Here is a 25,880-nt window from a genome sequence, read left to right as displayed (position 1 = left end):
TTTGTAAATGGCTAACCTCACACGTTACCATTAAACTATTAAAGTTAAAACAGGCTTATAAGATTTGTTTTTCAGACGCTGTTTATGCCTGTCGAAAATTTCTTAGAGACAAACTCACTTCCTTCCAATTAGAAACCTACATTGCCAAGCACCTATCTATTATTCGACCCAATCGAACATTCCGAAGAAAAATACGAAGCCAGCTACCTGTAAGTTTCACTTATAGAGTAACATAATAGTTGAAAAATAGGGTTAAAAAACCTCCTTTTTGTGCGCCCTAAATACAAAAACTATTCCCGTTTTGTCATGAACTGCTCAGACGGGAATAGTTTCTTTAATTGGTCAAATGCTTAACTTAATGACATTGAGTCAAGACCGAGCTCTCTTCCTAAAGCTATCAACTCTAATAAATATTATGCAACTCCGTTAAATAATACCTTCCAAGAGTCCACGCATAAAGTCTTCAGAGTTAAATTCACCAATGTCATCAACTTTTTCACCAAAGCCAATAAATTTAACAGGAATGTCTAAATCTTGTCGAATAGCTAGAACCACACCACCCTTGGCAGTTCCATCAATTTTGGTCAAAATCAGTCCAGTCAATGGTGTGATTTTTGAAAATTCTTTGGCTTGACTCAAGGCATTTTGACCGGTTGAAGCATCCAAGGCTAAGAGTGTTTCATGTGGTGCTTCTGGGACAACTCGTTTGATAATGCGACCAATCTTTTCAAGTTCTGCCATGAGATTATCTTTGTTCTGCAGGCGACCAGCGGTATCAATCAAAAGAATATCTACGTCTTCGGAAACAGCCCTTTCCATGCCATCAAAGACAACGGAAGCAGGATCTGCTTTTTCAGGCCCTATCACAACAGGAACATCCACACGTCGTCCCCATTCGACTAACTGGGCTACTGCTCCAGCACGGAAAGTGTCGGCAGCTACCAGCATGACTTTTTTCCCTTGATTTTTATATTTGTAGGCTAACTTACCAATAGATGTTGTCTTTCCAACACCGTTGACCCCAACAAAAAGCATAACCGTCAAATCATCTTGAAAGTTGATTTTCTCGTTGTAAATACCGTCTTTTTCGTAAATATCAACCAACTTTTCAATAATAACGCGTTTGAGATCTTCAGGTTTTTTAGCATTCTCAAGTTTAGCCTCATAACGCAAGTCCTCAGTCAATTGCGTGGCAACATTCACACCAACATCTGACAGGATGAGCAATTCTTCCAGTTCTTCAAAGAAATCTTCATCAACACGGCGAAAATTAGCAAAAAATTCATTAAGTCTCGCGGCAAATCCTGTACGCGTTTTTTTCAAGCTACGATTGTATTTTTCTTCCTCACTTTCAATGGCTGGCACTTCTCTCTGATGATGAACCTGTTCAACATCAACTTTGTTCTCCTCAGGTTTGACATATGTTCCATCTGCAATGGATTTCTCCAGTGCTGCTTTTTTTGAATAATAGTCTGCCATAAAAAGTGCTGCGGCATCGTTTTTAGGGGCAGATTCAGACTGACTTTCTTGAGTATGTGAGTTGTTGTCTTCTTTCAAATTTTGATTTGAATTCTCTTCTTGAAACACATTATAATCATGAGTTTCCTCGACAATATCATCTTGTGATTTTGCTTCAGAAGATACTTCTAAGTTTTCTTCGCGGAAATTTTTTGATAAATCAGGAACAACTAATTCAGTCTCTTCATCTTCAGCCTTATCTTCCTGAGCAAGTGATGGAGATTCTAATGTCACTTCTTCTTGCCCTGCTGTGGCTAAATCGTGTTCTGCTTTCTCAGATTCTTGGCTAATATCAAGTGTCTCAAGGACAGTCTCGGCTTGACTGCTCTCAGATGCAGTCGGTTCTGTCACTTGTTCAGATATTTCTTCTTGTGTCTTTTCTTCCTGATTTTTCTTTCCAAATAGTCTGTCAAATAGTCCCATTTTACTCCTCACTCAAAATATATTCTCTAATTGCTTCTGCCACACCTGACTGATCATTTGTTCGTCGGGTAACAGCGTCAGCTTTTTCTTTTGCAAGTGGTACGCCGTTGGCCATAGCAACTCCCCAGCCAGCCCACTCTAACATGCTCAAATCATTTTCTTCGTCGCCCATAGCCATAACTTCTTCTTGTTTAACATCCAAATGCTTGATTAACAACTCTAGACCAGCAGCCTTATGTATACCTTTGGGCATAATTTCCAAAATAATATCTCGTGATTTGAAAACCTCGAATTGCTGATAAAATTCTTTTGGCAACTTGGTGATTTGTTGATCAAGAAAATCTGAGTCAATGACTACTACAACCTTATTATAACTAATATTTTCTGGTATCTCCTCAAAAGAAGGCAGTTTTTGAAAAGTCAACATCGGATTGGCTATATGATAGAGAGAGTCATTCCCTTGACTAGAAATACTGTAAACAATACCATCACTTAGAACGTCCATGGGTAGAGATAAAGGTTCCAAAATAGCATATATAGCACGCAACTGGTCTCTACTCATGACATTTTTGTCCAAAATCTCACCGTTATTGCGCTGAACCAGACCTCCATTAAAAGTGACACTGTAGTGCTTATCATCGTAAAGTTGTAAATCTTCCAGTACATGTTTAATGGCCGGCAAAGGACGTCCAGTTGTGATAACAACATGTACCCCTTTTTCTTCTGCTGCTTCCAAAGCTATTCTGTTTTTGGTTGTCACTCTTTTATCTGTCGTAAAAAGTGTACCATCCATATCCAAGGCCAGTAGTTTAATTCTAGTCATTTAATCAACTAATCCTTCCATATAGGCTATTACTGCCTCTTCTTCATGAGAGCCAATCACTTTATCTGAAATGGCTTTGATTTCATCTCGGGCATTTTCCGGTACTATTGCAACTCCAGCAAAATCCAACATCTCATAGTCATTAAGGTTATCGCCGAAGGCTAAAACTTCTGTCTGATCCAAGTTATATTGTAAACAAAGCTGCTCTAGCCCTGTTCTTTTATTTACGCCTCTTAAAATAATATCAATTGATTTAAAACCTGTAGTTACAGCTTGAACGTAGGGTAACGCCTGATTGACCCAAGATTCACCTTGATGCACTGTCTCTTCGGTAAAATTAGCTGTCACTTTAAAAATTTTATCAGTAAGTCCTGAAAAATCAGGTACGCTCTGCACATTTTCATAATACTGACTAATAAACTCCACGTAGCTAGAATCTGCTTTTTCATGAACATATGCTCCATTTTCTCCTGATAAGAGAAAGTCATAGCCATTCATATACGGACTTTCAAGGAGTATTTGAACAATCTCAGTATATTGTGGTGCCGTGAAACTAGCCTCAAAAACGACATCATTGCCTACCTTAACAACATTCCCATTTTCAGCAATAAAAACAAGTCGTTCCGAAAAGTCTTGAAACATTTTCTCTAAGGCTAAAAGTGATCGTCCGCTAGCAACTGCAAAAACAATGCCAGCCTTATCAAATTTATCCAAAACGGAACCGAGACGGCTAACATCAAAATTTCCTCTACCATCCAAAAACGTACCGTCCATATCTGTTGCAACTAATTTTATCATTTTCTACCTCAAATTATTTACATACCTCTATTGTATCAGAAAATCACAGAAAATTGGGCATTCAATCGTTGAAACCAATAATTTGATATAGACATTCAACTGTTAATCATCTATTTAACTTTCAAGCGACAACAGTCAGCCTATTAACAACTATTTAAACAAACTGCTTTCATCTTTTTAGCCTTTAAAATATTTCAAAAATAAACTTTTTTCTAACCTTTTTCGAATATAGTTTATGATAACACATAGGAGGAAATCATGAAAAAATCTACCGCTATTACACTAACCTCGGGTCTCATTTTACTTTTGGCAGCTGGAAAATATATTTTAGCTGATCAAAGTCATACAAAGCCGATTAGTCATCAAACAACTCAATCTAAAGCAAAACAGACTACCACTTCCCACGATCAGGCGACTGTTCAGCCTTCTCATAATGACACAACACAAACAACATCACTTCGCTCAGATCTTGTTAATACACCAGCAGAAAATGAAGTTACACAAGATTTAATGGTAGCCGGAGAGGATATCCTTAACACACGACAACTGAGTTCCCAAACAAGCTCACTAGATTTTACGAGCCTTTCACTTGGTGATTTTTCCAGCCTTTCTGGTACGTGGGCTGATGCTAATGGTTACACTCTGACTTTCTCACCACAGGGCTTGGTCAGCCACGATGGCAGTCTTAGCATGAGCACATTAATATATGACGCCAATGGTGAAGCTCTATCACATGTTAATGTGATAAACGGACATGGCAGTGGTGGATTTAATTTGCACTACTATCCTGCAGGGATAGAGATTCCCGCTTGGCACTTTGGTATTACAAGCTCAGACCCTTCTGATTTTGGACGTGACCGTCTCTTTGCTAGCCAGATTAGCCGCTTTGATTACGAATCAACCACACAATTTATCAATAGTGTCTTCTATAAAATTTCTGACAACTACCCAACAGAAAATTTAACGACTGAAACGATCGAATCTAGCAGCGCAATTGATAGCCAAATCACTCAAGAGATTCAGGAAAAAAGTTTAACAGAGATTCCTCAATCTTCCTCAGAAAGCCATACTGAGACTCAATGAAAATCAGACTAATCACTATAAATGACAGATAAAACTATCTTCGTCAAACCACGACAACAACGTCTGAGATTGATTTTCGAGGTTTCTCATCAACAACTCTACAAATTGATAAACTAATACTCAATGAAAATCAAAAGTAGCCTAGGAAACGAAGCCGACGATAGAACTTGAGTTCATCAAGGCAAGTTGACAACGGATAATTTTGATTTTCGAAGAGTATAAACATAAAAAGCGAACAATAGTAAAATCTGAGCACCAGAAAACTAGTTTTGTTCGCTTTTTATACTTGAGTTGAGGTTAAACTTTTGTCCCAGACTCTTCATAGTCGAATTTTTCATGCTTCAACTTTCTGAGTCGTTATTGAAAAAGGCAAATAGAGTAAGCGAAGTTAGAACATCATTTGCTCAATTCACCATATGTTCTGCATCTTTGAGCTTGACTGAGACAATCTTTGACACACCAGATTCTTGCATGGTAACACCATATATGCTATCTGCGGCAGCCATCGTCCCCTTACGGTGAGTGACCACGATAAACTGACTGGACTTATCAAATCGGTTGAGGTAATCTCCAAAGCGTTTGACATTGGCTTCGTCCAGTGCTGCTTCTACTTCATCGAGAATGACAAAAGGTATTGTTTTAACACGGATGATAGCAAATAGCAGAGCTAAAGCCGAGAGTGCCTTTTCTCCACCAGACATGAGGTTGAGAGACTGAATTTTCTTACCTGGTGGTTGAACTGAAATTTCAATACCAGCCGTTAACAGATCCCCTTCTGTCAAATAAAGATCAGCGGAACCGCCACCAAACATCTGAGTAAAGGTCAATTTGAAACTTTCTCGAATAGCCTCAAAAGTTACACGGAAGCGCGATTTCACCTCATCATCCATATCATGAATAGTTTTAAGTAAAAGATTCTTAGCGCGAACCAAATCCTCTTTCTGACCATTTAAGAAGATCAAACGCTCATTAACTTCGTCATATTGCACAATGGCATCTAAATTTATTGGCCCCAACGATTTTATCTGACGACGCAAATCTTGCAAATCTTGCCTTGCCTTTATGCTATCTTCCAGAACAAACGCAACTTCTTTGGCCTCGCTGAAGGACATTTGATAATCTTCTATCAAATGTTTTGAATAATTACGCAAACGATCCGAAATTTTTTCAATTTCAGCTTCATGCTGAGCTTGTTGACGAATGAAATCTTCATTTTCTTGGCTTGCTTTTTGAACCTGTTCAGCTAAATCTTCTAAAGCCGCCTCACAATCCTCCAATTCAAAACGCAACTGAATCAAATGTTCCTCGTCAACTGTCTGACGCTCTTTTGCTTCGCTTAATTGTTTTTCTAAACGTGGCAAATCTTGATTAGCTTGATTTTCTGAATGTGTTGAAAGCAATTGCTCTAAAGTTAGGACTTCACTACTTAATTGGGAAAGAGTACTCTTTAGTCGCGTTTGATTACTATACTCAAATTTTTGTTCACTTAACAAGTCTCGTTCCTGCAATCTAGACTGTGACAATCTTTGATTAAGATCTGAAACCTTCTGATTAAGACTATCCTTATCAGCTTTTATTTGATTAATCTCACTAGTTAATTTAGTCTTCTTCTCCGACAACTGTAGAAGTTTAGTTTCGATTTCAACCTTATCAGCTTCTAAAGTTGAGACGTCCAATGGACCTTGATTAGCTTGTAAACTTTCATAAACTTTAGTAACATCAGCCAAGCGTTCAGCCTGTTTCTGATACTCCAAATCCGCCCTTTGTTCAGCTAGGCGAGCCATTTCTCCTTGAGATTTCAAATCAGCAAGTCGGTCTTTTTTAGACTGAAGTTCAGTGTGCAATTTCTCAACCAATATCTCCTGTTGACGTAAAAGATTTTTAAATTGCAAAAGTTCCTTGTTAACACCGTCAAGTTCAGGTTTAATAAAAGTAGTGTTATTCTGACGGTTGGCACCTCCTGAGAAAGAACCTCCTGGACGAATTTCAGTTCCATCCAAAGTTACCAACCTCACCTGATAATGCAACTGATGTGCAGCTTTATTGGCATTGTCAATGGTATCAAAAATAGCTGTTACCCCTAAAAGATTCTGGAAAATATTGGCCAAACGAGCATCATAGGTTGCCAAATCATTAGCAATACCAATAAAACCTGCGCAAGCCTGTAATTTTGAGCGATGATGCCCTGCAAGTTCACGCGCCTTGATAGTCGTCAACGGCAAGAAAGTAGCTCGTCCCTGACGATGTTGTTTGAGATAAGCAATTGAACGTTTAGCAGCCGCTTCATCTTCTACAATAATATGTTGAGCACTTCCTCCAAGAGCGATTTCTAGAGCGGTTTGGTGGTTTCGATCAAAAGTCAAATGTTCACTAACCGCACCAACAATTCCCCCTAACTCATGAGAAGCCTGCAAAATTGCCTTAACACCAGCGTAAAAGTTACTATGATTTCTTAAAATAGCTTCCAAACTCTGTTGCCGCGCTTCTTTGGACTTAATTTTATCCATCATCTCAAACATCTTATCTTGACATTCTTGATAGTTTTTTTCATCTTCGCCTATTTCAGTCACAAGTAACTGATAACGGTCCAGCAAATCCTTAACTTCTGCTTTAGCATTCTGATAAGCCAACAAAGTCTTTTGACTGCTTTCTTTCAATGAAATAAGCTGCTCAGACAAACTAGATAATTCCGCTGACTGATTTTCCGACTGCTTTTTTTGATTTTCCATATCAGCTAATAAGGCTGTCAAATGGTTGGATAAATCGGCTTCTTCTTGCATCAGGGCTACAAATTCTTCACGCAGATTCTCAATAATTTGATCTGGATCAGTAGAAAAGAGAGCTAGTTCTGCCTCTGATTCCTGAATAGTCAGTTGAATATCGGTTAGCTTTTCTTTAAGAATTTCTAACTTTTCTTGATTGGTAGCTAGATCTTTCTCTAAATTTGACTTCTGGACCGCCAAATCATCTAAACGTTGATGGGCTTCTTGTTTCTTTTCTTCAGATTGGCTAGATTGCAAGCGCACAAGTTCTATTTGCCCTTGGGTATCCGAAATCAGTCGGGTTAAATCAAGAAGTGCTGACTGCTTAGTTTCTATTGCCTCAGAGACCATGTGCCGTTTGTCTTTGAGTTTTTGATTTTTATCTTCCAAACGCTGGCGCTGATCGTAGTAAGCTGATAAATTTTCTTTAACTTCAGTCAATCTTTCATTCGCATCATTTAGCTTAGCCTTATCCTGCTCAATATCCTCCGTCAGAATCGCCAATTGCAGTTGCTTACGATTCTCCTCCAAGACCAGAAATTGCTTGGCAGTTTTGGCCTGTCGTTCCAATGGTTTTACCTGCATCTCCAACTCATGAATGATATCGTCCAGTCGATCAAGGTTGTCCTGCGTCTGATTAAGCTTACTCTGAGTTTCCTTTTTTCGAGTCTTATACTTTAGCACTCCAGCAGCCTCTTCAAAAATAGCCCGGCGCTCCTCAGGTTTACTATTAAAAATCTCCTCAACGCGCCCTTGCGAAATAATTGAGAATGAGTCTCGTCCCAAACCAGTATCCATAAACAAGTCATGAATATCACGAAGACGAACTTTCTTGCCATCAATCAGATAATCACTATCGCCATTACGGTAAATGTGACGTTCAACACGAATTTCTTCTTTGGCATCTTTAATGAAACCGTCTGAGTTGTCCAATTTAACCACAACTTGAGCAAAATTGAGTGGTTTACGATTTTCAGTTCCTGCAAAAATGACATCAGGCATCTTACCGCCGCGCAAACTTTTGGCAGAAGATTCTCCCAAAGCCCAGCGTAAGCTTTCTGTGATGTTTGACTTTCCAGAACCATTCGGTCCAACTACCGCTGTCACACCTTTATCAAATTCAATTTTTGTCTTATCTGCAAAGGACTTGAAGCCCTGCATTTCAATTTCTTTTAAAAACATAGAGAAAGTGGTTGGAGTAACTAACCCTGCCAGTTTGACTCCTTAGTTTTCCTTTCGATTTTCATATTGGAACACTTGCAAAGCACTCTGAGCTGCAGTTTGTTCCGCTAATTTTTTAGACTTTCCGATACCAGTGCTGATTTCTCGACCATTAACATATACGGCCATTTCAAACATCTTGGCATGGGCTGGCCCAGTCTCACTGATTACCCTATACTCAATAGAAACATCGCCCTCAACTTGTAAAAATTCTTGCAAGGTCGTTTTGTAATCCTTAACACGCTCAAAATTCCCCTCCTCAACCTTTGGAATCATCACTTGATTAAGGAATTTTTCTACAGCATCTACACCTTTGTCCAATAGCAGAGCTCCTAAAAAAGCCTCGAAAAGATCCCCTAAAATAGTATCTCTATCACGTCCTCCTGACTTCTCCTCGCCCTTTCCAAGACGAATATAATCATCAAAGCCACACTGGCGCGAAAAACCAGCTAGCGATTCTTCACGTACAATGACCGAGCGCATCTTAGATAAATCTCCCTCAGGCTTTTGCGGGTATTTTTTAAATAAATACTGTGAAATTAAGAGTTGTAGAACGGCGTCTCCTAAAAATTCCAAACGTTCGTTATGTGAAATGTTTAGGAGGCGATGTTCATTAGCGTATGATGTATGAGTAAAGGCTGTATCAAGCAAATTTTTATCACTAAAAACAATCTCAAACTCTTCACGTAGCTTACTTTCTAAGGTTATCATGAGTTTTCCTTTCAAATCATTAATTATTTGTGCATTCTAATAGATATACAATCCATTCTATTTTACCACAAATATGCAAAATCGGCTAAAAAAGAGAATGCCTCCAAGACTGACTGACAAATAAAAAAGATAATTTCTCAAGAATTGCAACTAATACTATGAACGTCATCTGGATTAGCAATGGTAGAAAAGAGCCCAAAAACTGACCTACCACAAAATGTGATAGGTTGTTAGTTTACTTAATAGTATTGATTTTCTGCTCTCTTTTACTGAAATAATTATCCCAGAGCAACGTCCATGACCATCATGATAACAAAGCCAAGCATTAAACCTAAGGTCGCAACGTCCGTATTGCCATTATTTTGAGATTCTGGAATCAATTCCTCCACAACTACAAAAATCATGGCTCCTGCCGCAAAGGAAAGAGCATAAGGAATGATTTGGAGCATCAACATAACCAAGGCTGCGCCAAGAACAGCACCAATTGGTTCGACAACAGCGGACATAGATCCCAGATAAAAGGCACGCGCCCTTGACTTTCCATCAGCACGTATCGGAACTGAGAGAGCCGCACCTTCAGGAATATTTTGCAAACCAATTCCAACCGCTAGACCAATAGCTCCCAAAAGTCCAGTTGTTGTCATATTCCCGTTTGCAAGCGCCCCAAAAGTTACACCTACTGCTAACCCCTCTGGAAAATTATGAATAGTAATAGCTAAAAATAGTAAAGCTGTTTTGGATAATTTTTTCTTGGGTTGAATACCTTCAGCCTCTGTGATATCATCACCAATATGCAGATGAGGCACTAAAGCATCGATTAAGCGCAGACTAAAACCGCCTATGAGAAAACCTGCTGCCGCTGGAAACCAAGACCATACTCCGTAATCACTTTGAGCATAGGTTAAAGCAGGTTCCAATAGTGACCAAAAAGAAGCAGCAATCATGACTCCAGCAGCAAATCCCATCATGACATCTAAAAGTTTGCGACTGATTTTTTTGAAGAAAAAGACAATTGCTGCACCGATAATCGTACAAGACCATGTAAATAATCCAGCTAGAAGAGCCAGAAAAACAGCATTTTGTGATTGAAACCATTCAAACATAAAGACCTCTTTTTAAAGATGACTAAAAGGATTAGTTTGCGCTTGGCTAGCAATAATATCTACTGACCAAAACATCTCTTTCTTCCATTCATTTAATTTTTCAACAATTTTTTCAATAAATAAAACTTCAATATGATGACCTGGATCAATAGCCAAAAGCCCATTCGTAATCATTTCTTGGGCAGTATGGTAATAAATATCACCCGTCACATAAACATCTGCGCCTTTGACTAGAGCATCCTTGTAAAAATCGTCACCGCTACCACCGCAGATAGCAACTCGGCGGATAATCTTGCTCTCTTGACCATAACTAACCAAACGGACACTATCCAAATGAAAAACATTTTTGATTTTCACGGCAAACTCCGAAAAAGTCTGCCTTGGGACATCTCCGATACGTCCAATTCCATAACTATCTTTGGTTAATCTCAATGGCTTTGTAAACTTGATACCTAAACGATCACAAAACCAATCATTGAGACCATCAGGCACAATATCAATATTGGTATGACTGACATAAACAGCAATATCGTGTTTGATTAAATCAATATAGATTTTATTTTGTGGAGTCAATGTCAACTCTTTTAGAGGACGAAAAATGGGAGCATGTTTGGTAATAATTAAATCAACCCCTTTTTCGATGGCTTCTGCCACTGTTGTCTCACGTACATCTAGTGTCACCATGACACGATTGACAAGTTTATCCAAACTTCCGATTTGTAATCCCGAAATATCCCCTTCCAGTGATAATTCTTGAGGACAATAGGCTTCATAGCGTGCGATTAAATCTTTAGCTTTTATCATTAAGTGCCTCCTTGATAGCTGTAATTTTTTGGGAAATAGCAAAGCGGTCAGCCTCATGGCTAATTGGAACATGACTGAGAGCTATTTGAAGTTTGTTTAATTCACGTTGCCACTTAGCTTTAAAGACCGCTGATTTTTCTTGATTAAGATAAGGACCGAAACGGTGCTCCTGAGCGGATAAGGTCATATCACCATGCTCTGCCACCATAATTTCATAAAATTTATCATTTTCGGTCATGATAGTCTCAGCTACAATCCTGAAACCATGTTGCGCTAGCCAGTCGCGGAGTTCATCCTCTCGGTTATTAGGCTGTAAAATCAGGCGTTCAACCTTGTCTAGCTTTGCTCTGCCATTAGCCAAAATCTCAGCAATCAAATAACCGCCCATACCACAGATGGTAATCACTGAAATCTGATCAGACTCTTCAAAAGCAGCAAGGCCATCAGCTAAACGCACATCAATCTTGTCAGTCATTTGAGCATTTGCCACGTTGGAAGCTGCCGATTCATACGGCCCTTTGACTACCTCGCCAGCAATGGCAAAATCAATTTGTCCTTTTTCTATAAGGTATATGGGTAAATAAGCATGGTCGCTGCCAACATCCAGAAGTCGCGCTCCCTCAGGGACGTATTCCGCAACCTTTCTTAATCTATTTGATAACGGTGTTTGCATATCATATCCTTTTTCGTATTGTGATAAATTTAGTATAACATCTTATGTGTGTCTATTCTAGTCAAATTTATCAAAAAAACGTCACTTCGTAGTATAATAGTTATGAAAAGGAGTGACTGTTATGAAAAAGAAAATTTACCTTGTATTGCCTCTACTTTTACTTTTTATCGGTGTGACTGGCTGCAAGCAATCCGAAAAACAAGGAGAAGAAACCTCGCCATCATCTAGCCTTGCAGCTAGCTCAAGTAAAAAAACGAGTCAATCAAGCAGCTCTTCTAGCAAGACAACGTCATCAGCGACTTCGTCTGAAACAAGCTCTTCAGTAGCCTCTAACGAGTCAACACAGACAACTGACAGTGCCACACAACCCGACCCCTATGCTCAACTCTTATCAGGGAGGTACGATCTCATCGCTGGTACTTGGCAAAGTCAGACTGATAACCTCACCATTGCCAGCGATGGCAACATTTCGGGAGATTATTTTTTAAGTAATCCTAGATTGGATGGCCAAATTGCCATTATAACCTTTAATACTAGCAATGGAGAGTCCCAAACCTTGTATTACATTCCCGCTGGTGTTGAATTAGCACAGACTTATTTCTCCCCAGAAGGTGGTGGAGATGTCTCTGATACTAGCCGTGACCGTCTGGTGATAGCATCAGGTCTTCTTTTTGGTAATAATAATTACAGGGACCATGTTTATTATCGTGGTAACTAAAAAATTGAAATGTGATAGACAAAAAAACTTAATTAGTTCAGATAAAAGACAAACTTTCTTATCAAGCTTGTCTTTTTTTGAATACAAAAGACTTCATAACTCCTAATATCATCTCATTTAAAACCAGAAAAAATAGGAGTTAAGCAATCTCAGCTTGATAATTCCTGATAAAAAATTACTCAGCAGACCAAGGTTTTAAACGACAGGAATTACCTTATTACAACACCAAATTGGAGGTCCTAACAATCTCATCAAAGTCAATAAACGCAATGTTTTTGAATTTAGGTGATTTGACAACTTCAAAACAAGAATTCTCTTCGCTTTGAATAGTGTAGTCTTTTAGTACTAGGCAACGAGCTGCAGGTTGCTAGAACAGCCTCTAGGCTGCCCTAGGTTGGAAATAAGACATGCGAAGCAAGTCACTTTCGTAAAGTACGGCAAAGTGAGTTCAAACAATCCAGTGGAGTGTTTGAAGTTGGAAATAAGGAAACGGGTTTTCCTCTTACGTCGAAGTAATAAAAGATAAACTAATTGACTATAAAAAGGGCTGGAGAGCCCTTCTTATCTATTTGCTTTCACCACATCTTTGTAGTATTTACAATAACTTTGAACGGGACAGCTATCACATTTGGGATTTTTAGCAGTGCAATGATAGCGACCGAAAAAGATAAGCCTATGATGTGTGATAATCCAATCTTTCTTAGGCACCTTTCTCATCAAATCCTTCTCAATCTCAGTCACATCAGCATCTGGAGCAGATATATTCAAACGCTTAGCAATCCGAGACACATGCGTGTCGACAGCTATTGAAGGAATACCATATACTTCCCCTAAAACGACATTAGCAGTCTTTCTGCCTACACCTGGCAAGCTTTCCAGTTCCTTATGCGTCTTTGGGACTTTACCATCAAAGTTACGCAAAATAGCTCGCGCTGTTTTAATGATATTCTTGGCCTTGTTCTTATATAAGCCTATTGTTCTCAGACAATTCTCAATATCTACCAAGTTAGCGTTTGCCAAGTCTTCAATCTCAGGGTAATGTGTCCAAAGTTCAGGTGTAATTTTATTGACCGCCTTGTCAGTGGTCTGAGCAGACAAAATAACTGCCACTAACAGCTGAAACGGCTTGTCCTTATCCCACTCCAACTCTCCGTGAGCATCTGGGAACATTTCACCAATCAGGGCTAAAACCTGTTTCAAGCGTTCCTTACCAATTCTCATTGGTCACTCCACAAGTTCATAGCTGTTAAAAACTCATCTGAAATAGGGACTTGACTTGATTTAGCTTCCTCGCGTTCCAGACGGCGCTCCTCAACTTGGCGTAAAGTCGTAATACCCTCGCGACGCCAATTGCGCAAGATAGCATTGATGTAATTCCAGTTGGTCTTCCCGTTGAAAACTGCCTCACGCAGGGCAGCCCGAACCAAATCTGGATCTATCTTATCATCCTTGATTGTTTTTTGTATGTCTTCCAGTTCAAATGGGCTAAGCATTCGCCCCAATTCACGTTCAAAATCTTCAACAAGGGACTTCAGTTGATTTCCTTCTTCTGCTGGCGCTTCTGTGTCCTCTGGCTGTGTTAAAAGAGCATCCAGCTTTGCTAATACAGGACTAGCATCAAAAATAATTTCAATTTCACCATCCAGTTCAATCGTTTTCATGTCCAAAAGTTCTTGAGAAGTGAGGCTTGAAATAATACGGTTGACATCTGCTACAGTTCTATCTAAGGCAGAAGCAATCTGACTAGGTGCTAAATCATCTAATTTTGTCGTATTTTGCAAATAGAAAAATTGCCAAACCAGAAAATCGTCACTGTTGGCGAAAATGTCCTTGTAGTGAAAAAGTAAGGCAGCTGGTAAAACCAAGTTTCCTGACTTATAGTGTTCTAAAAATTGCATTTTTATCCTCTACAAATACCTATAATAAGAAAAATCTGTTTCCAATTCTTCCAATTGATAAGGTGTTTCCTGATAAACGGCATAGTTGAGCCAATTACTAAAGAAGGTTGTTGCCGCTAAATTCCAACGCATTTTGACAGGCTTTCTTGGATCATCATCAGGAAAATAATTTACTGGTAACCCCGGATGTTTATCCGCCTCAAAATCACGTAGATATTCTTTGCTCAAGGTATCACGATCATATTCTAAATGTCCAAAGCTATATACCTCACGAAGATCTTTGCTAGCTAGAATAGAAAGCCCTACTTCCTCGCCTGCTGCCACAACCTCAATATTATCCAAATTGGCAATATCACTAGCTAGCACCTCTGTATGGCGAGAATGTGGTGAATCAAAGGCATCATCAAAACCATACATCAGAGGATTAAGGCTTTCCTTAACGTCTTGCGAGAAAATACCAGACAGCTTATGTGCCATTCTGACTTTATTAACGCCATACTTATAATATAGGGCTGCTTGCGCACCCCAGCAAAGGTGTAAGGTTGAATAGACATGACTTTTTGACCAGTCAAAAATTTGACAAAGTTCTTCCCAATAATCAACCTCTTCAAAATCTAGGGTTTCAACAGGAGCACCTGTGATAATCAGACCATCATAATACTTATTTTTGATGTCCGAAAAAGTTTTATAAAAGGTCTCCAAGTGTTGAGCAGTAGTATTTTTAGATTTATGGCTTTCCATATAAAGAAAATCAACATTGATTTGCAGAGGTGTATTGGCTAAAAGACGCAGTAGCTGGGTCTCAGTTGCTTCCTTAGTCGGCATAAGATTTAAAATCAAAACTTCCATCGGACGAATGTCCTGATGTCGCGCTCTGCTGTTATCCATAATGAAGACATTCTCTGAACGCAAAATATCAAGTGCTGGCAGTTCTTTATCAAGTTTTATCGGCATAAAAATATCTCCATTTCTTACAATATCCTAGTTAATATTATAGACCATGGAGATATAGTTTTCAATTATATAAATTCTTTAGTCAGTTATAGTTAAAAACTATATTATTTCAGAATTAACCAGGGAAATTCATTAAAACCTTGGTATCATAACCTTCGATAGCTTTACGACCATTAAGTCCATCAAGTTCGATAAGAAAAGCGCAGCCTGCAACAATACCACCAAGGCGCTCAATCATTTCAATAGTTGCCTTAACTGTCCCGCCTGTCGCCAACAAGTCATCCACGATTAAAACACGCTGACCTGGTTTGATGGCATCTGCATGCATACAAAGAGTATCAATACCATATTCTTTTTCATAGTCAGCTGAAATGACTTCACGTGGCAATTTACCAGGCTTACGAACTGGAGCAAAGCCAATACCAAGTTCAAAAGCAACAGGACAGCCGACAATGAATCCGCGAGCTTCTGGCCCAACAATCATATCAATTTTTTTATCAGTTGCGTATTGAACGATCTCACGTACAGCATAGCTATAGGCGTTGCCATCTGCCATTAAAGGACTAATGTCACGGAAGGTTACACCTTCTTGTGGGTAATTTTCGATTGAAGCAATATAATTTTCTAATTCCATCTTTTCTTCCTATCGGCCTGAGCCAAAAATAATTTACAGTCCATTATAGCATATTTTTCATTTGGGGTAAAATAGGACATTCTAGTCATTTTTCTTTTCTGTCAGCCAATTATAGATTTCCTGTGGAGTTCCCAAGGCCATAAGTTCTTGAAATTTAACTTGTTTTTTCAAATTTTGGTAAATTTGGCTATCGGAAATTTCACGTTTTTGAGCTTCTTTATTGACCGTCATCACCCCATCAGTTATCGTAACAAAATTCAACTCATCAAAAATCTGAATCATTTTAACAAGTAGGATATTGGGAATTTTAAGAAACTGGCTGAGTTCATTAAGTTTATAGCGAACATCAAATTCTGGAAATTGATAGATAGTTTTGTAGAGTTTTGCAAACTGCTCACGCGTTCCATAACCAGTCAAATAATAGTTTTGCTTCATCTGGTTTTTGAAATAGACAGCATTAAATTTTCGATCTGCAAAGAGAGCCTTTAATTCTTCAGCCGTATCTGGAATATCTAAGACCACAACCTCTGAAGCTTTGCTATTTTCGTCTAAGACAGGAACATCCGCAGGTAATTTAGCATTTTTAGCACGGATATCAAAAAGTTGAACCCCTTTCACACGAGCATCTACCATCATCAACTGCAAAGTAGTTTGCCCATTCCACTTATTGACAGAAAGGGTGACAGCTAACTCAAGTTGCTGAGCCTGTTGAAATTCCTGAGCCAAATGTCCTTGATTAAAGGCTACTAAATCGAAACTATCCTTGCCCTGAGTCAGCTTAAGTTTAAGATGGCTACCATTTTGTCCCATAGTTCTAGCTTGGGTCACTTTGACATTTTTCAACAGAAAAACAGGCTTTTTATTGTCCATACCAAAGGGTGCCAAGCGCTCCAAGCTCCTAAGGCTCTCCAAACTCAATTCAGCAAAGTTTAAGTGACCGTCAATAGTCAAGTTATTTTTCTGGGAGAGATCTAGTTGATGATTACTGACATAGTCACAAAGAAGACTATCAAGTTTATCTAAATCTTCTTCTTGAAGAGTCATGCCTGCAGCTCCGCTGTGGCCACCAAATGCTACAAACAAGTCACGGTGCTGATTGAGCGCATGAAAAATATCCAGTGCTTCAAGACTACGTGCAGAACCTTTTGCTAATCCATTTTCGATATTGAGAACGATTACCGGTTGGCTTATCTGCTCTAAAATTCTTCCAGCTACAATACCAAGAACACCTGGATGCCAACCTTCTTTGGCCAAAACCTGAACTGGCTTATCCAGATTTACCATAGTCATAGCCTCTTCAAAAATACTCTCAACAATCTCCTTGCGTTCTTCATTTTTGCGGTTTATCATCTGGGCAATGGCTCGCGCTTCTTCATCATCAAACCCTGTCAATAATTCAATGGCAGGATTGGGATCATCCAATCTACCAAGGGCATTTAGTTGAGGAGCAAGTTTAAAACCGACTGTTTCCTCGGTAATGTCTTCAATACTCACGTCAGAAACTGACATAAGTTCAAGGAGCCCAATTCGCTCCGTCTCTTTGAGAATAGAAAGACCAGCTTTGACCATAATACGATTCTCATCGGTCAAACTAACCATATCAGCAATAGTACCAATAGCTACCAAATCCAGCATTTCTGTTGGAAGAGATTCAAGTAAGGCGCAGGCTAATTTAAAAGCAACACCGCAACCAGCTAAAGATTTAAAAGGATAGTCTGCCTGTGGATGCTCTGGATGCACAATCGCAAAAGCATCTGGTAACTCTTCTGGAAGGCTGTGGTGATCCGTCACAATGACATCAACTCCATGGTCTTGTGCATAGGCAATAGCCTCATGGCCTGCAACGCCATTGTCCACCGTAATAATTAGAGATATATCTTGCTGCTCAATAAAATACTTATAAACGGACTTATTTGGCCCATAACCATCAGTGAAACGATTGGGAAGATAAATTTGAACCTCTGCTCCAAGCATTTCTAGAGCTTCCTTAGCAATACTAGCGCTTGTCATTCCATCGGCATCATAATCTCCATAAATCAGGATTTGTTCACTATTCTCTATAGCCAATCGAATTCGCGATACTGCTTTTTCCATATCATGTAAAAGATAAGGATCATGCAGCTGGGATAGATCCGCCGATAAAAAGGATTGTAACTTTTTATCATCGTCAATGCCCCGCTGATAGAGAATTTCAGTGGCTAGAGGACTCAACCCCTCTTTTTTAGCAAGGGCAAAAAAGCCATCATCTGGCTTTCTTCCTTCCTCTTTCCAAGAAAATTTGGATCTAATCATTTATAATTAAACACCTTTCTGGCTAGAAAATCAGAAATTGTTGGGAAAAGAGTGTAAAGTTTATGCGCGGTTGCCAAGGTAAATGGCATGTTTAGTTCCCTTTTGGATCGACCGATGTTGGCCACAATCTTTTCAGCAACTTGTTCAGGTTGCAAAGTAAACTTTTCCACACTTCTAAGGTATTGGCCTGAAGGATCCGCAGTGTCAAAGAAGTGCGTTGCAATAGGACCAGGATTGACCGTCGTTACGAAAACGTTTTTTTCTGCCAACTCTAAACGCAAAGCATTTGAAAAGCCGATAACGGCAAACTTACTCGCTGAATAAACCGAGGATTTACTTGAAGCAATCAACCCCGCCATGCTAGCAATATTGATAATATGTCCATGTCCTTGCTCTGCCATGTGCTGACCTATTAGCCGTGAAAAAGTCATGGTCGCAAAAGTATTCACTTCAAACATCTGTCTGATTTGTGAGGTTTCGTATGCGTCATAGGCAGAAAAATCACCATAACCAGCGTTATTGATAAAAACATCAAGCTGACCAAACTGTTGATATATGGTTGCAACAGCCTGTTCAATAGCATGATCATCAGTGATATCAACTTGAAGGCAACTGGTTTTCGGACGATCTCCGTATAGTTTTTCCAATCGCTGCTGGCTACGCCCCATGACAATCAGCTGATCATCGGCAGATAGTCTTTTAACAATCTCTTGAGCAAGACCACCAGTAGCCCCTGTAATGGCAATGTTTCTCATAGATTAATCTCCTCTAAATCCCAAACCAAATGGGTATTTTTAAAAACAGTCTGTGCATCAGTTTCTAACTTTTTACAATCACGACCTAGGAAACGGGCGCTAACGTGATTGAGCAAAAGACGTTTGGCAGAAGCCTCTTTGGCAACTTGTGCCGCCTGCATATTAGTTGAATGACCGTGTTTATGAGCAATTTTGTCGTCCCCTTTGCCATAGGTTGATTCGTGAACCAAGATATCAGCGCCGAGACCTAGACGAACACTAGCATCTGTCTTACGCGTATCGCCCAAAATCGTAACAACCTTGCCTTTCTTCGGCTCTGATATAAAATCTTTGGCAATAATTTTTGTTCCATCATCTAAAACCACATTTTGCCCTTTTTTTACCATGCCAAAAAGCGGACCAAATGGCAAACCTGCCTTTCTCAGACCTTCAGCATCCAAAGTTCCTTCTAAGTCTTTTTGAACCACACGATACCCTAAGCAAAAAACTGTGTGATCAAGCTTTTCAGCATAGACCTTAAACTTATCAGTCTCCAAAACTTTCCTAGAATTATTGTCATCAAATTCATGAAAATGAATCCGATAAGGTAGGCGTGTGCCTGAGGCACGTAGACTACCCATGACATAATTTCGAATGCCAACAGGTCCATACATTTCAAGATCCGTCTGTTCCTCGTTAGCTTGGAAAGCTCGGCTTGCAAGGAATCCTGGCAAACCAAAAATATGATCTCCGTGTAAATGGGTGATAAAAATCCGTCTCACCTTACGAGGTTTAATCGTTGTTTCCAAAATCTGGCGCTGGGTACCCTCTCCGCAATCAAACATCCAAATTTCATTAATTTCATCCAAAAGTTTGAGCACCAAACTTGACACATTACGCGCTCGTGATGGTTGTCCAGCTCCTGTTCCTAAAAATTGTAATTCCATATCTTGCTATTCTTTCTAATACTTATTTTTTGAGATAGAGAATGACTTCTCGATCCTTATAGGCATAGTATTTTCCCCCTGAAAAATGCTGCGCCAATTCTAGCAACTCTTCCTGATTAAAGCTAGAGATTTTTATGAGATTTCCTTTTAATTTTGTCACATGGCTGAGCAGACTAGTCGCAGGGGTGAGATCTTCAAGAACCTCCTCTGAAAAATCTATTTTTCGCATTTTAATAGCTGTGCCTTCAACATAAACCTTGTAGTGAGGAAAAATCTGAGCAATTTCAAATAAAAGGCTGTCCTCAATAACCTCTTCATTCTCTGCAAATACCACAGCCTCTTCATTATCATTTTCATAGACAAATCCATAAGCTTTTCCAGAAAGATTAAGTCGAATAAAGGGTTTAACTTCATCAAAAGATGGCTTTTTCGTGAATAAAGCTAGATTTTTAGACAAATCAAAATAATAATCTGTCGCAGCCTGAGGCGATTGTTTTTGATAAATCTCCGCAAAATAGGCATTGATAACAGAGGGCGGAGGTGTGATAAAGGCCAGTTTTTGATCATTTGATAACTGCGCCAGCTTATTTTCCAAATAAACCCTATCCAAATTTGTAAAACCGCCGTAAGTCAAGGCCAAGTCTACATAATTAGTCATAGAATTCTTCTAACCTCCATTTATTTTTTTCTGAGATATAGCCTGTAATCGTCTCAGTTTCTTTTTCAAAACTGTATCGGTCTAAAAGGGCAACTTTATTTAAATCATAAAGTTTATAAGCTTGATTTTGATGAACTTTAACGGAAAAAGGAACAAAGATATCCCGAATTTCATCAATGATGAGCTTACGTACAAGGTCTTTGGCTCCTTTATCACGCGCAGAAATACGCACATTTGGAAAAGCAGTTGCTATTAAATTATCAGCCAAATCCATCTTATTGTATACTGCTAAACGAGGAATATCCTGCATGTCCAAATCATTAAGAATATCCAAAACTACTTTTTCATGCTGACTATGGTTTGGGTCTGAGGCATCAATGATATGAAGCAACAGGTCCACATGACGGCTTTCCTCCAATGTTGATTTAAAAGCAGCCACTAGTTCCGTTGGTAAATCTTGAATAAAGCCAACCGTGTCGGTCAAGGTTGCCCGGAACTGATTTTGTAGATACATCTGCTTGGTTGTAGCATCCAGTGTCGCAAATAATTCATTGGCTTCGTAGTGTTTATTGTCTGTCAGCAGATTCATAAGAGTTGATTTACCAGCGTTGGTATAACCAATCAAGCCAATTCTGAAAGTATCTGAATCAATCCGTTTTTCACGAATGGTTTTTCTGTTTTTCTCAACAATCTTGAGTTGACGTTCAATGTCAAGAATTTGATTACGGATGGAACGGCGATTAAGTTCTAGCTGACTTTCACCTGGACCACGGCTACCAATACCACCTGCTTGTCTACTGAGCATGACCCCCTGCCCCACTAGACGAGGCAGCATATAGTTTAACTGTGCCAAGTGAACTTGCAGCTTTCCTTCATGGCTACGCGCTCGCATGGCAAAAATATCCAAAATCAACTGCATTCGGTCGATAACTTTGACACCCAATTCCGTTTCCAAATTTGCATTTTGGCGAGGTGTTAGACGATTGTTGACAATCACAGAGTCAATTTCATCAGCTTCTACTAAAGCTTTTAACTCTGCTAATTTCCCAGAACCAACAAAAGTCTTACTGTCATATTTTTCACGCTTTTGTGAGTAGGAAGCTACAACTTCAGCACCCGCCGTTTCGGCTAAGGAGGCTAACTCTGCCATAGATATATCAAAATTTTCAGTATCTTGAAGTTCAACTCCTAATAGCATTACCCGTTCTTGCTTTTCTTGCGTCTCAATCATCTGCTCACCTCATCTCAATCATTAAAGCAGTCTGCCACTTTATCCAAGTAAGCAGACTACTTTTTGATTAGCTATTTTATTATACCATAAAGCAGGATTTTTCAGAAATTTAGAAATTAAAAAAGGGAGAAACTCTCCCTTTGCTTTACTCTACTGCTGATCCTGTTAACTTAGCAGCTTCTGAAATAAAGTCTTTATATTTATCTTCTTTTTCCAATTTAGCAATGACTTTATTAACTGTTTTGACAAGTTTCCCACTACCTTTTGGCATAGCAACCGCCTTAGCATCACCTTCGCCCGTTTTCAGAGCAAAACTTGCTAAAGCTAAGTCTGAATTTTGTGCGAGGTAACCCTCAGCAACTGGTTTTTCCAAATCAACAGCTTGGACCTGACCCGATTTCAATTCGTTGATAGCTTCACCCATCGCTGTTAAAGATACAACATTGGAATCTTTAAATTGATCTTTTGAAAGCCCTTCTTCAATACTGCCCTTTTGTACAGCAACTTTCTTCCCAGCTAAACTTTCAATTGAGTTATAAGTGTCTACATTTTCCGCTTTCACCAAAACGGCATTCTCCGTTTCATAGTAAGGATCTGAAAAATCGTAAACTTTAGCACGATCAGCTGTGTAAGACAAACCTGAAATAGCCATATCAGCCTTACCAGTTTGTAAACTTGATAAAACATTATCAAAGTTCATAGAAGACAATTCAAGCTTAACACCTAATTCGTCCGCAATAGCTTGCGCCAACTCGATATCAGCTCCGACAATGGTGTCCTTGCCATCAACAAGCGCTTTGAATTCAAAAGGGGCATAATCAGGGCTAACAGCTACAACTAACTTACCTTTTTCTTCAATTTTATCTTGTAAGTTTTCATTAGATGACGAACCACAAGCAGCTAAGGTGAAGACAGATAAAAGGGAAATTACTCCCAAAACAATTTTTTTCATTTTTATACTCTTTTCTTTTAACTTAATCTAAGTATAACGTCCTTTTATTCATCTGTCAATATATATGTGCATAAAAATTCAATCATTTTCATGTAGTTTCTGGGATAGTTTGGCGAGACCAGCTTTTAAGATTTCTGGAGGGCAACAATAACCAATTCGAACGTAACCTTCAAAATCAAAACGATTTCCAGGAATAACCAATACCCCATAATCAGTTAACAAAGATAAAGAAAACTCTTCAACTGGTTCTGCTATTTCCAATTTAACAAAAGAGGATGAAGCATAAGCTGGTTTGACAAAACTAGCTCTAGATTCAGATGCTATCCAATTCTCCAAAATAGCCAAATTTTCCATAACAATTTTAGCATTCCTAGCCAAAATTTGCTCCCTATGTTCCAATGCCAAGGTAGCAAGCATATCATCAAAAACTCCAGCACAAATCAAGGTATAGTCTCTATAATCTCTAAGAAGATCAACCACCTGAGGGCTACTCGCCACCCAACCCACACGGATACCAGGCAACGAATAAGTTTTAGAGAGGCTGTTAACTGAAATTCCTTTACTATAGAGGTCTGCAATAGCTGGGATGTCACGACCATCAAAGCAATGATAGATTTCGTCGGCAAGGATATAGGCACCGCACGAAGATGCAATATCAACCAATTCTTTGAGATAGGCTTTATCCATAACAGCACCGGTCGGATTGTTTGCGTTATTAATACAAATCATCTTAGTGTTAGGGCGGATCATCTGGCGCAGTTCATCCAAATCAGGCAACCAATTATTTTCCTCCCTAATCTGCCAGTGTTCCACTTCTGCACCAAGTGATTTTGGAATATCATATAGCTGTTGGTAACTTGGGTAATGCGCAATCACATGATCTCCCGTCGAAACAAGTGCATAAAGCACCAAAAAGTTAGCTCCCGTCGCCCCATTAGTTTGTAAAATTTGTTCTGGTGAAATGTATTGATAGAGGGAACTAACCGCCTCTTTAAACCTTGGAGACCCCTCAATCCAACCATAATCCATTTTCTTAGTTATCAATTGTTGAAAAAATTCTTGAGAAGTAACACCAGACAACTCAAATAATTCTTCCATAGTCAAAGCATCAATTGACACCCCAGCAATATCATAAATCGCATCTTTTTCGTGGCTATTTAACCACTCCTCAACCCCAAATCGCGGCAAATACATATCCGATAACCTTTCAATTCTTTTTTGAAAATAGCAGAGCAGGCAAATCTAACTACCGCTGATACTCAATGAAAATCAAAACCAGATTAGGTAACGCAGGCACACATAAGACTGAAGTTCATCAAATCAAAGCAACGACATCTGAGTTTGATTTTCGAAGAGTATAATATCGTACAGTTAACTTCTCTAGCATACTGGATAAAGAAAGGTCTGTCAATAATAAAATTTGAGACACTTTACTATCACTGCAAATAAAAAAAGAATAAGAACCTATATTCACAGTTCAGCACGTCTATCTAAGGCTAGTTTTTTCGCTAATCAAGGCAGTTTTTTTCAAAATACAGTCAGTATTCTCTCAAAAAACTGCCTTGATTAGCGAAAAACTATTTCTTATCTATAAGCACCTCACTTGTGAATACAGGTTCTAAAAAGGAGTCTGAGTTTAAATAAGTCCCTTTTACTCTCGCAAAATTACTACTAAATGCAATAACGATTACTTTAATTTAGTTTTTCGATGTCATTTCTACCGAATGTTATTCTGCACCAGAGACTGACAAGTCATAGGCATCTTGAACGAATTGATCAATTTTACCTGAATCCTTCAATTCTTTAATAACCTTGTCGATTTTTTCTTTCAATGCTGTACTTCCCTTTGGCATGGCAACAGCGTAAGCATCAGAATCAGAAGACTCTAATTTGACTTCTGCGATAGCAAGGTCATCGTTTTTAGCCACATAGGCTTCTGCAATTGGTTTTTCAAAGACAACAGCATCAACTTGTGAACTCTTTAATTCATTAATCATTTCCCCGTTTTGAACAAGAGAGACAACTTTTGCTCCTTTTAGTTGATCTTTGGCAACCATTTCTTGAATAGTTCCCTTTTGAGTTGCCACTGATGCATTTTCAAAATCAGCTGTTGATGTATATTTACTCAAGTCAGATTTTTTGACAATGACAACATTAACAGATTCATAGTAACTTTCTGAAAAATCATAAACTTTTGCACGCTCTTTTGTAGCTGAAATCCCTGAAATTGCAATATCAGCTTTGCCTGACTGAAGACTTGCCAAGACGTTATTAAAAGACATAGAAGAAAATTTTACTTTAACGCCTAGTTCTTTTCCAATAGCATTGGCAATCTCTACATCTGCACCAACAATGGTATCTTTACCGTTAACCAAGGTTTTGAATTCAAATGGCGCAAATTCGGGATTCATGGCCACGGTCAAAGTTCCCTTGTCTTGAATATCCTTAAGCGAAGTGTCTTCCTTTTGACCTGAACCACAAGCTGTTAATAATAATACTGATGCCGTAAGTGCTAAACCACTAAATACTTTTACTAATTTCATAAATTTTCTCTTTTCTTTTTTGATATATATTCATTTTACTTTATATTTATTCGTTTGTCAATATATTTTTTATAAAAATAAATTTTTTTGCTATTTAAAGTAAAATGAAACACAAATAGTACATAATATGATATACTGTTTTTATGGCATATTCATTAGATTTTCGTAAAAAAGTTCTCGCCTATTGTAAACGAACAGGTAGTATCACAGAAGCATCAGATGTTTTCCAAATCTCACGAAATACCATTTATGGCTGGTTAAAACTAAAAGAGAAAATAGGGAACCTAAACCATCAAGCAAAAGGAACAAAACCAAGAAAAGTTGATAGAGATAGACTCAAAAACTATCTTAATGACCATCCGGATGCTTATTTGACTGAAATAGCGTCTGAATTTGACTG

The 25,880-nt window shown here is 38.7% G+C and carries 23 protein-coding genes and 1 pseudogene; 4 read left to right on the top strand and 20 right to left on the bottom strand.

What is annotated here, in order from left to right; translation table 11 throughout:
- A pseudogene (locus tag A3I7_RS13675) lies at nucleotides 1-236 on the top strand (IS4 family transposase); the annotation flags it as partial.
- 190 nt (nucleotides 237-426) lie between these two features.
- Here the strand turns inward: A3I7_RS13675 and ftsY are convergent.
- The 3 genes from ftsY to A3I7_RS0107545 are packed head-to-tail and all read right to left on the bottom strand — an operon-like array spanning nucleotide 427 to nucleotide 3,562.
- Nucleotides 427-1,941 (bottom strand): signal recognition particle-docking protein FtsY, encoded by a 1,515-nt coding sequence (gene ftsY / locus A3I7_RS0107555; protein WP_018376182.1) that lies wholly within the window; start codon nucleotides 1,939-1,941, stop codon nucleotides 427-429.
- Between the two features lies 1 nt (nucleotide 1,942).
- On the bottom strand, nucleotides 1,943-2,764 hold the full coding sequence (locus tag A3I7_RS0107550) for a Cof-type HAD-IIB family hydrolase (RefSeq protein WP_018376181.1): 822 nt from the start codon (nucleotides 2,762-2,764) through the stop codon (nucleotides 1,943-1,945).
- The gene (locus A3I7_RS0107545; protein WP_018376180.1) at nucleotides 2,765-3,562 is read right to left on the bottom strand and encodes a Cof-type HAD-IIB family hydrolase; all 798 of its coding nucleotides are present in this window, start codon (nucleotides 3,560-3,562) and stop codon (nucleotides 2,765-2,767) included.
- Between the two features lie 258 nt (nucleotides 3,563-3,820).
- Between A3I7_RS0107545 and A3I7_RS0107540 the strand changes: the two genes are divergently transcribed.
- Nucleotides 3,821-4,645 (top strand): DUF6287 domain-containing protein, encoded by an 825-nt coding sequence (locus A3I7_RS0107540; protein WP_018376179.1) that lies wholly within the window; start codon nucleotides 3,821-3,823, stop codon nucleotides 4,643-4,645.
- 404 nt (nucleotides 4,646-5,049) lie between these two features.
- Here the strand turns inward: A3I7_RS0107540 and smc are convergent, their stop codons facing one another.
- The 5 genes from smc to A3I7_RS0107515 all read right to left on the bottom strand — a co-directional run bounded on the left by smc (nucleotide 5,050) and on the right by A3I7_RS0107515 (nucleotide 11,919).
- Nucleotides 5,050-8,589: a chromosome segregation protein SMC gene (smc, locus tag A3I7_RS0107535; protein WP_026217180.1), complete on the bottom strand. Its 3,540-nt coding sequence runs from the start codon at nucleotides 8,587-8,589 to the stop codon at nucleotides 5,050-5,052.
- A gap of 42 nt (nucleotides 8,590-8,631) precedes the next feature.
- Nucleotides 8,632-9,339, bottom strand: coding sequence for a ribonuclease III (rnc, locus tag A3I7_RS0107530; RefSeq protein WP_018376177.1), 708 nt, complete (start codon nucleotides 9,337-9,339; stop codon nucleotides 8,632-8,634).
- 278 nt (nucleotides 9,340-9,617) lie between these two features.
- Nucleotides 9,618-10,442: a ZIP family metal transporter gene (locus A3I7_RS0107525; RefSeq protein WP_018376176.1), complete on the bottom strand. Its 825-nt coding sequence runs from the start codon at nucleotides 10,440-10,442 to the stop codon at nucleotides 9,618-9,620.
- 12 nt (nucleotides 10,443-10,454) lie between these two features.
- Nucleotides 10,455-11,243 (bottom strand): Nif3-like dinuclear metal center hexameric protein, encoded by a 789-nt coding sequence (locus A3I7_RS0107520; protein WP_026217179.1) that lies wholly within the window; start codon nucleotides 11,241-11,243, stop codon nucleotides 10,455-10,457.
- Complete coding sequence (locus tag A3I7_RS0107515) at nucleotides 11,233-11,919, bottom strand: tRNA (adenine(22)-N(1))-methyltransferase (protein ID WP_018376174.1); 687 nt, start codon at nucleotides 11,917-11,919, stop codon at nucleotides 11,233-11,235. Before A3I7_RS0107515 ends, A3I7_RS0107520 begins: the two co-directional genes overlap by 11 nt.
- Before the next feature lie 121 nt (nucleotides 11,920-12,040).
- Here A3I7_RS0107515 and A3I7_RS0107510 point away from each other — a divergent pair, with 121 nt between their 5' ends.
- Nucleotides 12,041-12,637 carry a hypothetical protein gene (locus A3I7_RS0107510; protein WP_018376173.1) on the top strand — a complete coding sequence of 199 codons (597 nt, stop codon included), beginning with the start codon at nucleotides 12,041-12,043 and terminating at the stop codon, nucleotides 12,635-12,637.
- Nucleotides 12,638-13,198: 561 nt separating this feature from the next.
- On the opposite strand, the gene nth is transcribed toward A3I7_RS0107510, so the two are convergent.
- The 12 genes from nth to A3I7_RS0107450 form a co-directional block, all read right to left on the bottom strand.
- Complete coding sequence (nth, locus tag A3I7_RS0107505; protein ID WP_018376172.1) at nucleotides 13,199-13,858, bottom strand: endonuclease III; 660 nt, start codon at nucleotides 13,856-13,858, stop codon at nucleotides 13,199-13,201.
- Nucleotides 13,855-14,535, bottom strand: a complete 681-nt coding sequence (locus tag A3I7_RS0107500) for a DnaD domain-containing protein (protein WP_018376171.1) — start codon at nucleotides 14,533-14,535, stop codon at nucleotides 13,855-13,857. Before A3I7_RS0107500 ends, nth begins: the two co-directional genes overlap by 4 nt.
- 9 nt (nucleotides 14,536-14,544) lie before the next feature.
- Nucleotides 14,545-15,489 (bottom strand): homoserine O-acetyltransferase MetA, encoded by a 945-nt coding sequence (metA, locus tag A3I7_RS0107495; RefSeq protein WP_018376170.1) that lies wholly within the window; start codon nucleotides 15,487-15,489, stop codon nucleotides 14,545-14,547.
- Between the two features lie 115 nt (nucleotides 15,490-15,604).
- Nucleotides 15,605-16,123, bottom strand: coding sequence for an adenine phosphoribosyltransferase (locus A3I7_RS0107490; protein WP_018376169.1), 519 nt, complete (start codon nucleotides 16,121-16,123; stop codon nucleotides 15,605-15,607).
- An 81-nt stretch (nucleotides 16,124-16,204) separates the two neighbouring features.
- Complete coding sequence (gene recJ, locus A3I7_RS0107485; protein ID WP_018376168.1) at nucleotides 16,205-18,415, bottom strand: single-stranded-DNA-specific exonuclease RecJ; 2,211 nt, start codon at nucleotides 18,413-18,415, stop codon at nucleotides 16,205-16,207.
- Nucleotides 18,412-19,170, bottom strand: coding sequence for an SDR family NAD(P)-dependent oxidoreductase (locus tag A3I7_RS0107480; RefSeq protein WP_018376167.1), 759 nt, complete (start codon nucleotides 19,168-19,170; stop codon nucleotides 18,412-18,414). Before A3I7_RS0107480 ends, recJ begins: the two co-directional genes overlap by 4 nt.
- Nucleotides 19,167-20,096, bottom strand: a complete 930-nt coding sequence (rnz, locus tag A3I7_RS0107475; protein ID WP_018376166.1) for a ribonuclease Z — start codon at nucleotides 20,094-20,096, stop codon at nucleotides 19,167-19,169. The genes A3I7_RS0107480 and rnz overlap by 4 nt, the downstream gene beginning before the upstream one ends.
- Nucleotides 20,097-20,118: 22 nt before the next feature.
- Complete coding sequence (locus A3I7_RS0107470; protein WP_018376165.1) at nucleotides 20,119-20,754, bottom strand: hypothetical protein; 636 nt, start codon at nucleotides 20,752-20,754, stop codon at nucleotides 20,119-20,121.
- On the bottom strand, nucleotides 20,747-21,985 hold the full coding sequence (hflX, locus tag A3I7_RS0107465) for a GTPase HflX (RefSeq protein ID WP_018376164.1): 1,239 nt from the start codon (nucleotides 21,983-21,985) through the stop codon (nucleotides 20,747-20,749). Before hflX ends, A3I7_RS0107470 begins: the two co-directional genes overlap by 8 nt.
- A gap of 145 nt (nucleotides 21,986-22,130) precedes the next feature.
- On the bottom strand, nucleotides 22,131-22,937 hold the full coding sequence (locus A3I7_RS0107460; protein WP_018376163.1) for an ABC transporter substrate-binding protein: 807 nt from the start codon (nucleotides 22,935-22,937) through the stop codon (nucleotides 22,131-22,133).
- A gap of 78 nt (nucleotides 22,938-23,015) precedes the next feature.
- Nucleotides 23,016-24,131 (bottom strand): aminotransferase, encoded by a 1,116-nt coding sequence (locus A3I7_RS0107455; protein WP_018376162.1) that lies wholly within the window; start codon nucleotides 24,129-24,131, stop codon nucleotides 23,016-23,018.
- Between the two features lie 533 nt (nucleotides 24,132-24,664).
- Nucleotides 24,665-25,480 (bottom strand): transporter substrate-binding domain-containing protein, encoded by an 816-nt coding sequence (locus tag A3I7_RS0107450; protein ID WP_018376161.1) that lies wholly within the window; start codon nucleotides 25,478-25,480, stop codon nucleotides 24,665-24,667.
- Between the two features lie 143 nt (nucleotides 25,481-25,623).
- On the opposite strand from A3I7_RS0107450, the gene A3I7_RS0107445 reads away from it, so the two are divergent.
- A partial coding sequence (locus A3I7_RS0107445) for an IS630 transposase-related protein (RefSeq protein ID WP_018376160.1) occupies nucleotides 25,624-25,880 on the top strand: 257 nt, incomplete at its 3' end.

The organism is Streptococcus orisratti DSM 15617 (genome assembly GCF_000380105.1).
Taxonomy (GTDB): Bacteria; Bacillota; Bacilli; order Lactobacillales; family Streptococcaceae; genus Streptococcus; species Streptococcus orisratti.
This window is presented reverse-complemented; position numbering and strand designations above follow the sequence as displayed.

Bases quoted from the DNA above. Each gene is read 5' to 3' on its own strand.
- A3I7_RS0107480 (WP_018376167.1), bottom strand. From the start codon at position 19,170: ATGAGAAACATTGCCATTACAGGGGCTACTGGTGGTCTTGCTCAAGAG.
- A3I7_RS0107500 (WP_018376171.1), bottom strand. From the start codon at position 14,535: ATGCAATTTTTAGAACACTATAAGTCAGGAAACTTGGTTTTACCAGCT.
- ftsY (WP_018376182.1), bottom strand. From the start codon at position 1,941: ATGGGACTATTTGACAGACTATTTGGAAAGAAAAATCAGGAAGAAAAG.
- A3I7_RS0107525 (WP_018376176.1), bottom strand. From the start codon at position 10,442: ATGTTTGAATGGTTTCAATCACAAAATGCTGTTTTTCTGGCTCTTCTA.
- A3I7_RS0107460 (WP_018376163.1), bottom strand. From the start codon at position 22,937: ATGAAAAAAATTGTTTTGGGAGTAATTTCCCTTTTATCTGTCTTCACC.
- A3I7_RS0107545 (WP_018376180.1), bottom strand. From the start codon at position 3,562: ATGATAAAATTAGTTGCAACAGATATGGACGGTACGTTTTTGGATGGT.
- A3I7_RS0107455 (WP_018376162.1), bottom strand. From the start codon at position 24,131: ATGTATTTGCCGCGATTTGGGGTTGAGGAGTGGTTAAATAGCCACGAA.
- A3I7_RS0107510 (WP_018376173.1), top strand. From the start codon at position 12,041: ATGAAAAAGAAAATTTACCTTGTATTGCCTCTACTTTTACTTTTTATC.
- rnz (WP_018376166.1), bottom strand. From the start codon at position 20,096: ATGGAATTACAATTTTTAGGAACAGGAGCTGGACAACCATCACGAGCG.
- A3I7_RS0107515 (WP_018376174.1), bottom strand. From the start codon at position 11,919: ATGCAAACACCGTTATCAAATAGATTAAGAAAGGTTGCGGAATACGTC.
- smc (WP_026217180.1), bottom strand. From the start codon at position 8,589: ATGTTTTTAAAAGAAATTGAAATGCAGGGCTTCAAGTCCTTTGCAGAT.
- rnc (WP_018376177.1), bottom strand. From the start codon at position 9,339: ATGATAACCTTAGAAAGTAAGCTACGTGAAGAGTTTGAGATTGTTTTT.
- A3I7_RS0107540 (WP_018376179.1), top strand. From the start codon at position 3,821: ATGAAAAAATCTACCGCTATTACACTAACCTCGGGTCTCATTTTACTT.
- A3I7_RS0107490 (WP_018376169.1), bottom strand. From the start codon at position 16,123: ATGGAATTAGAAAATTATATTGCTTCAATCGAAAATTACCCACAAGAA.
- nth (WP_018376172.1), bottom strand. From the start codon at position 13,858: ATGAGAATTGGTAAGGAACGCTTGAAACAGGTTTTAGCCCTGATTGGT.
- recJ (WP_018376168.1), bottom strand. From the start codon at position 18,415: ATGATTAGATCCAAATTTTCTTGGAAAGAGGAAGGAAGAAAGCCAGAT.
- A3I7_RS0107550 (WP_018376181.1), bottom strand. From the start codon at position 2,764: ATGACTAGAATTAAACTACTGGCCTTGGATATGGATGGTACACTTTTT.
- A3I7_RS0107470 (WP_018376165.1), bottom strand. From the start codon at position 20,754: ATGACTAATTATGTAGACTTGGCCTTGACTTACGGCGGTTTTACAAAT.
- metA (WP_018376170.1), bottom strand. From the start codon at position 15,489: ATGCCGATAAAACTTGATAAAGAACTGCCAGCACTTGATATTTTGCGT.
- A3I7_RS0107450 (WP_018376161.1), bottom strand. From the start codon at position 25,480: ATGAAATTAGTAAAAGTATTTAGTGGTTTAGCACTTACGGCATCAGTA.
- hflX (WP_018376164.1), bottom strand. From the start codon at position 21,985: ATGATTGAGACGCAAGAAAAGCAAGAACGGGTAATGCTATTAGGAGTT.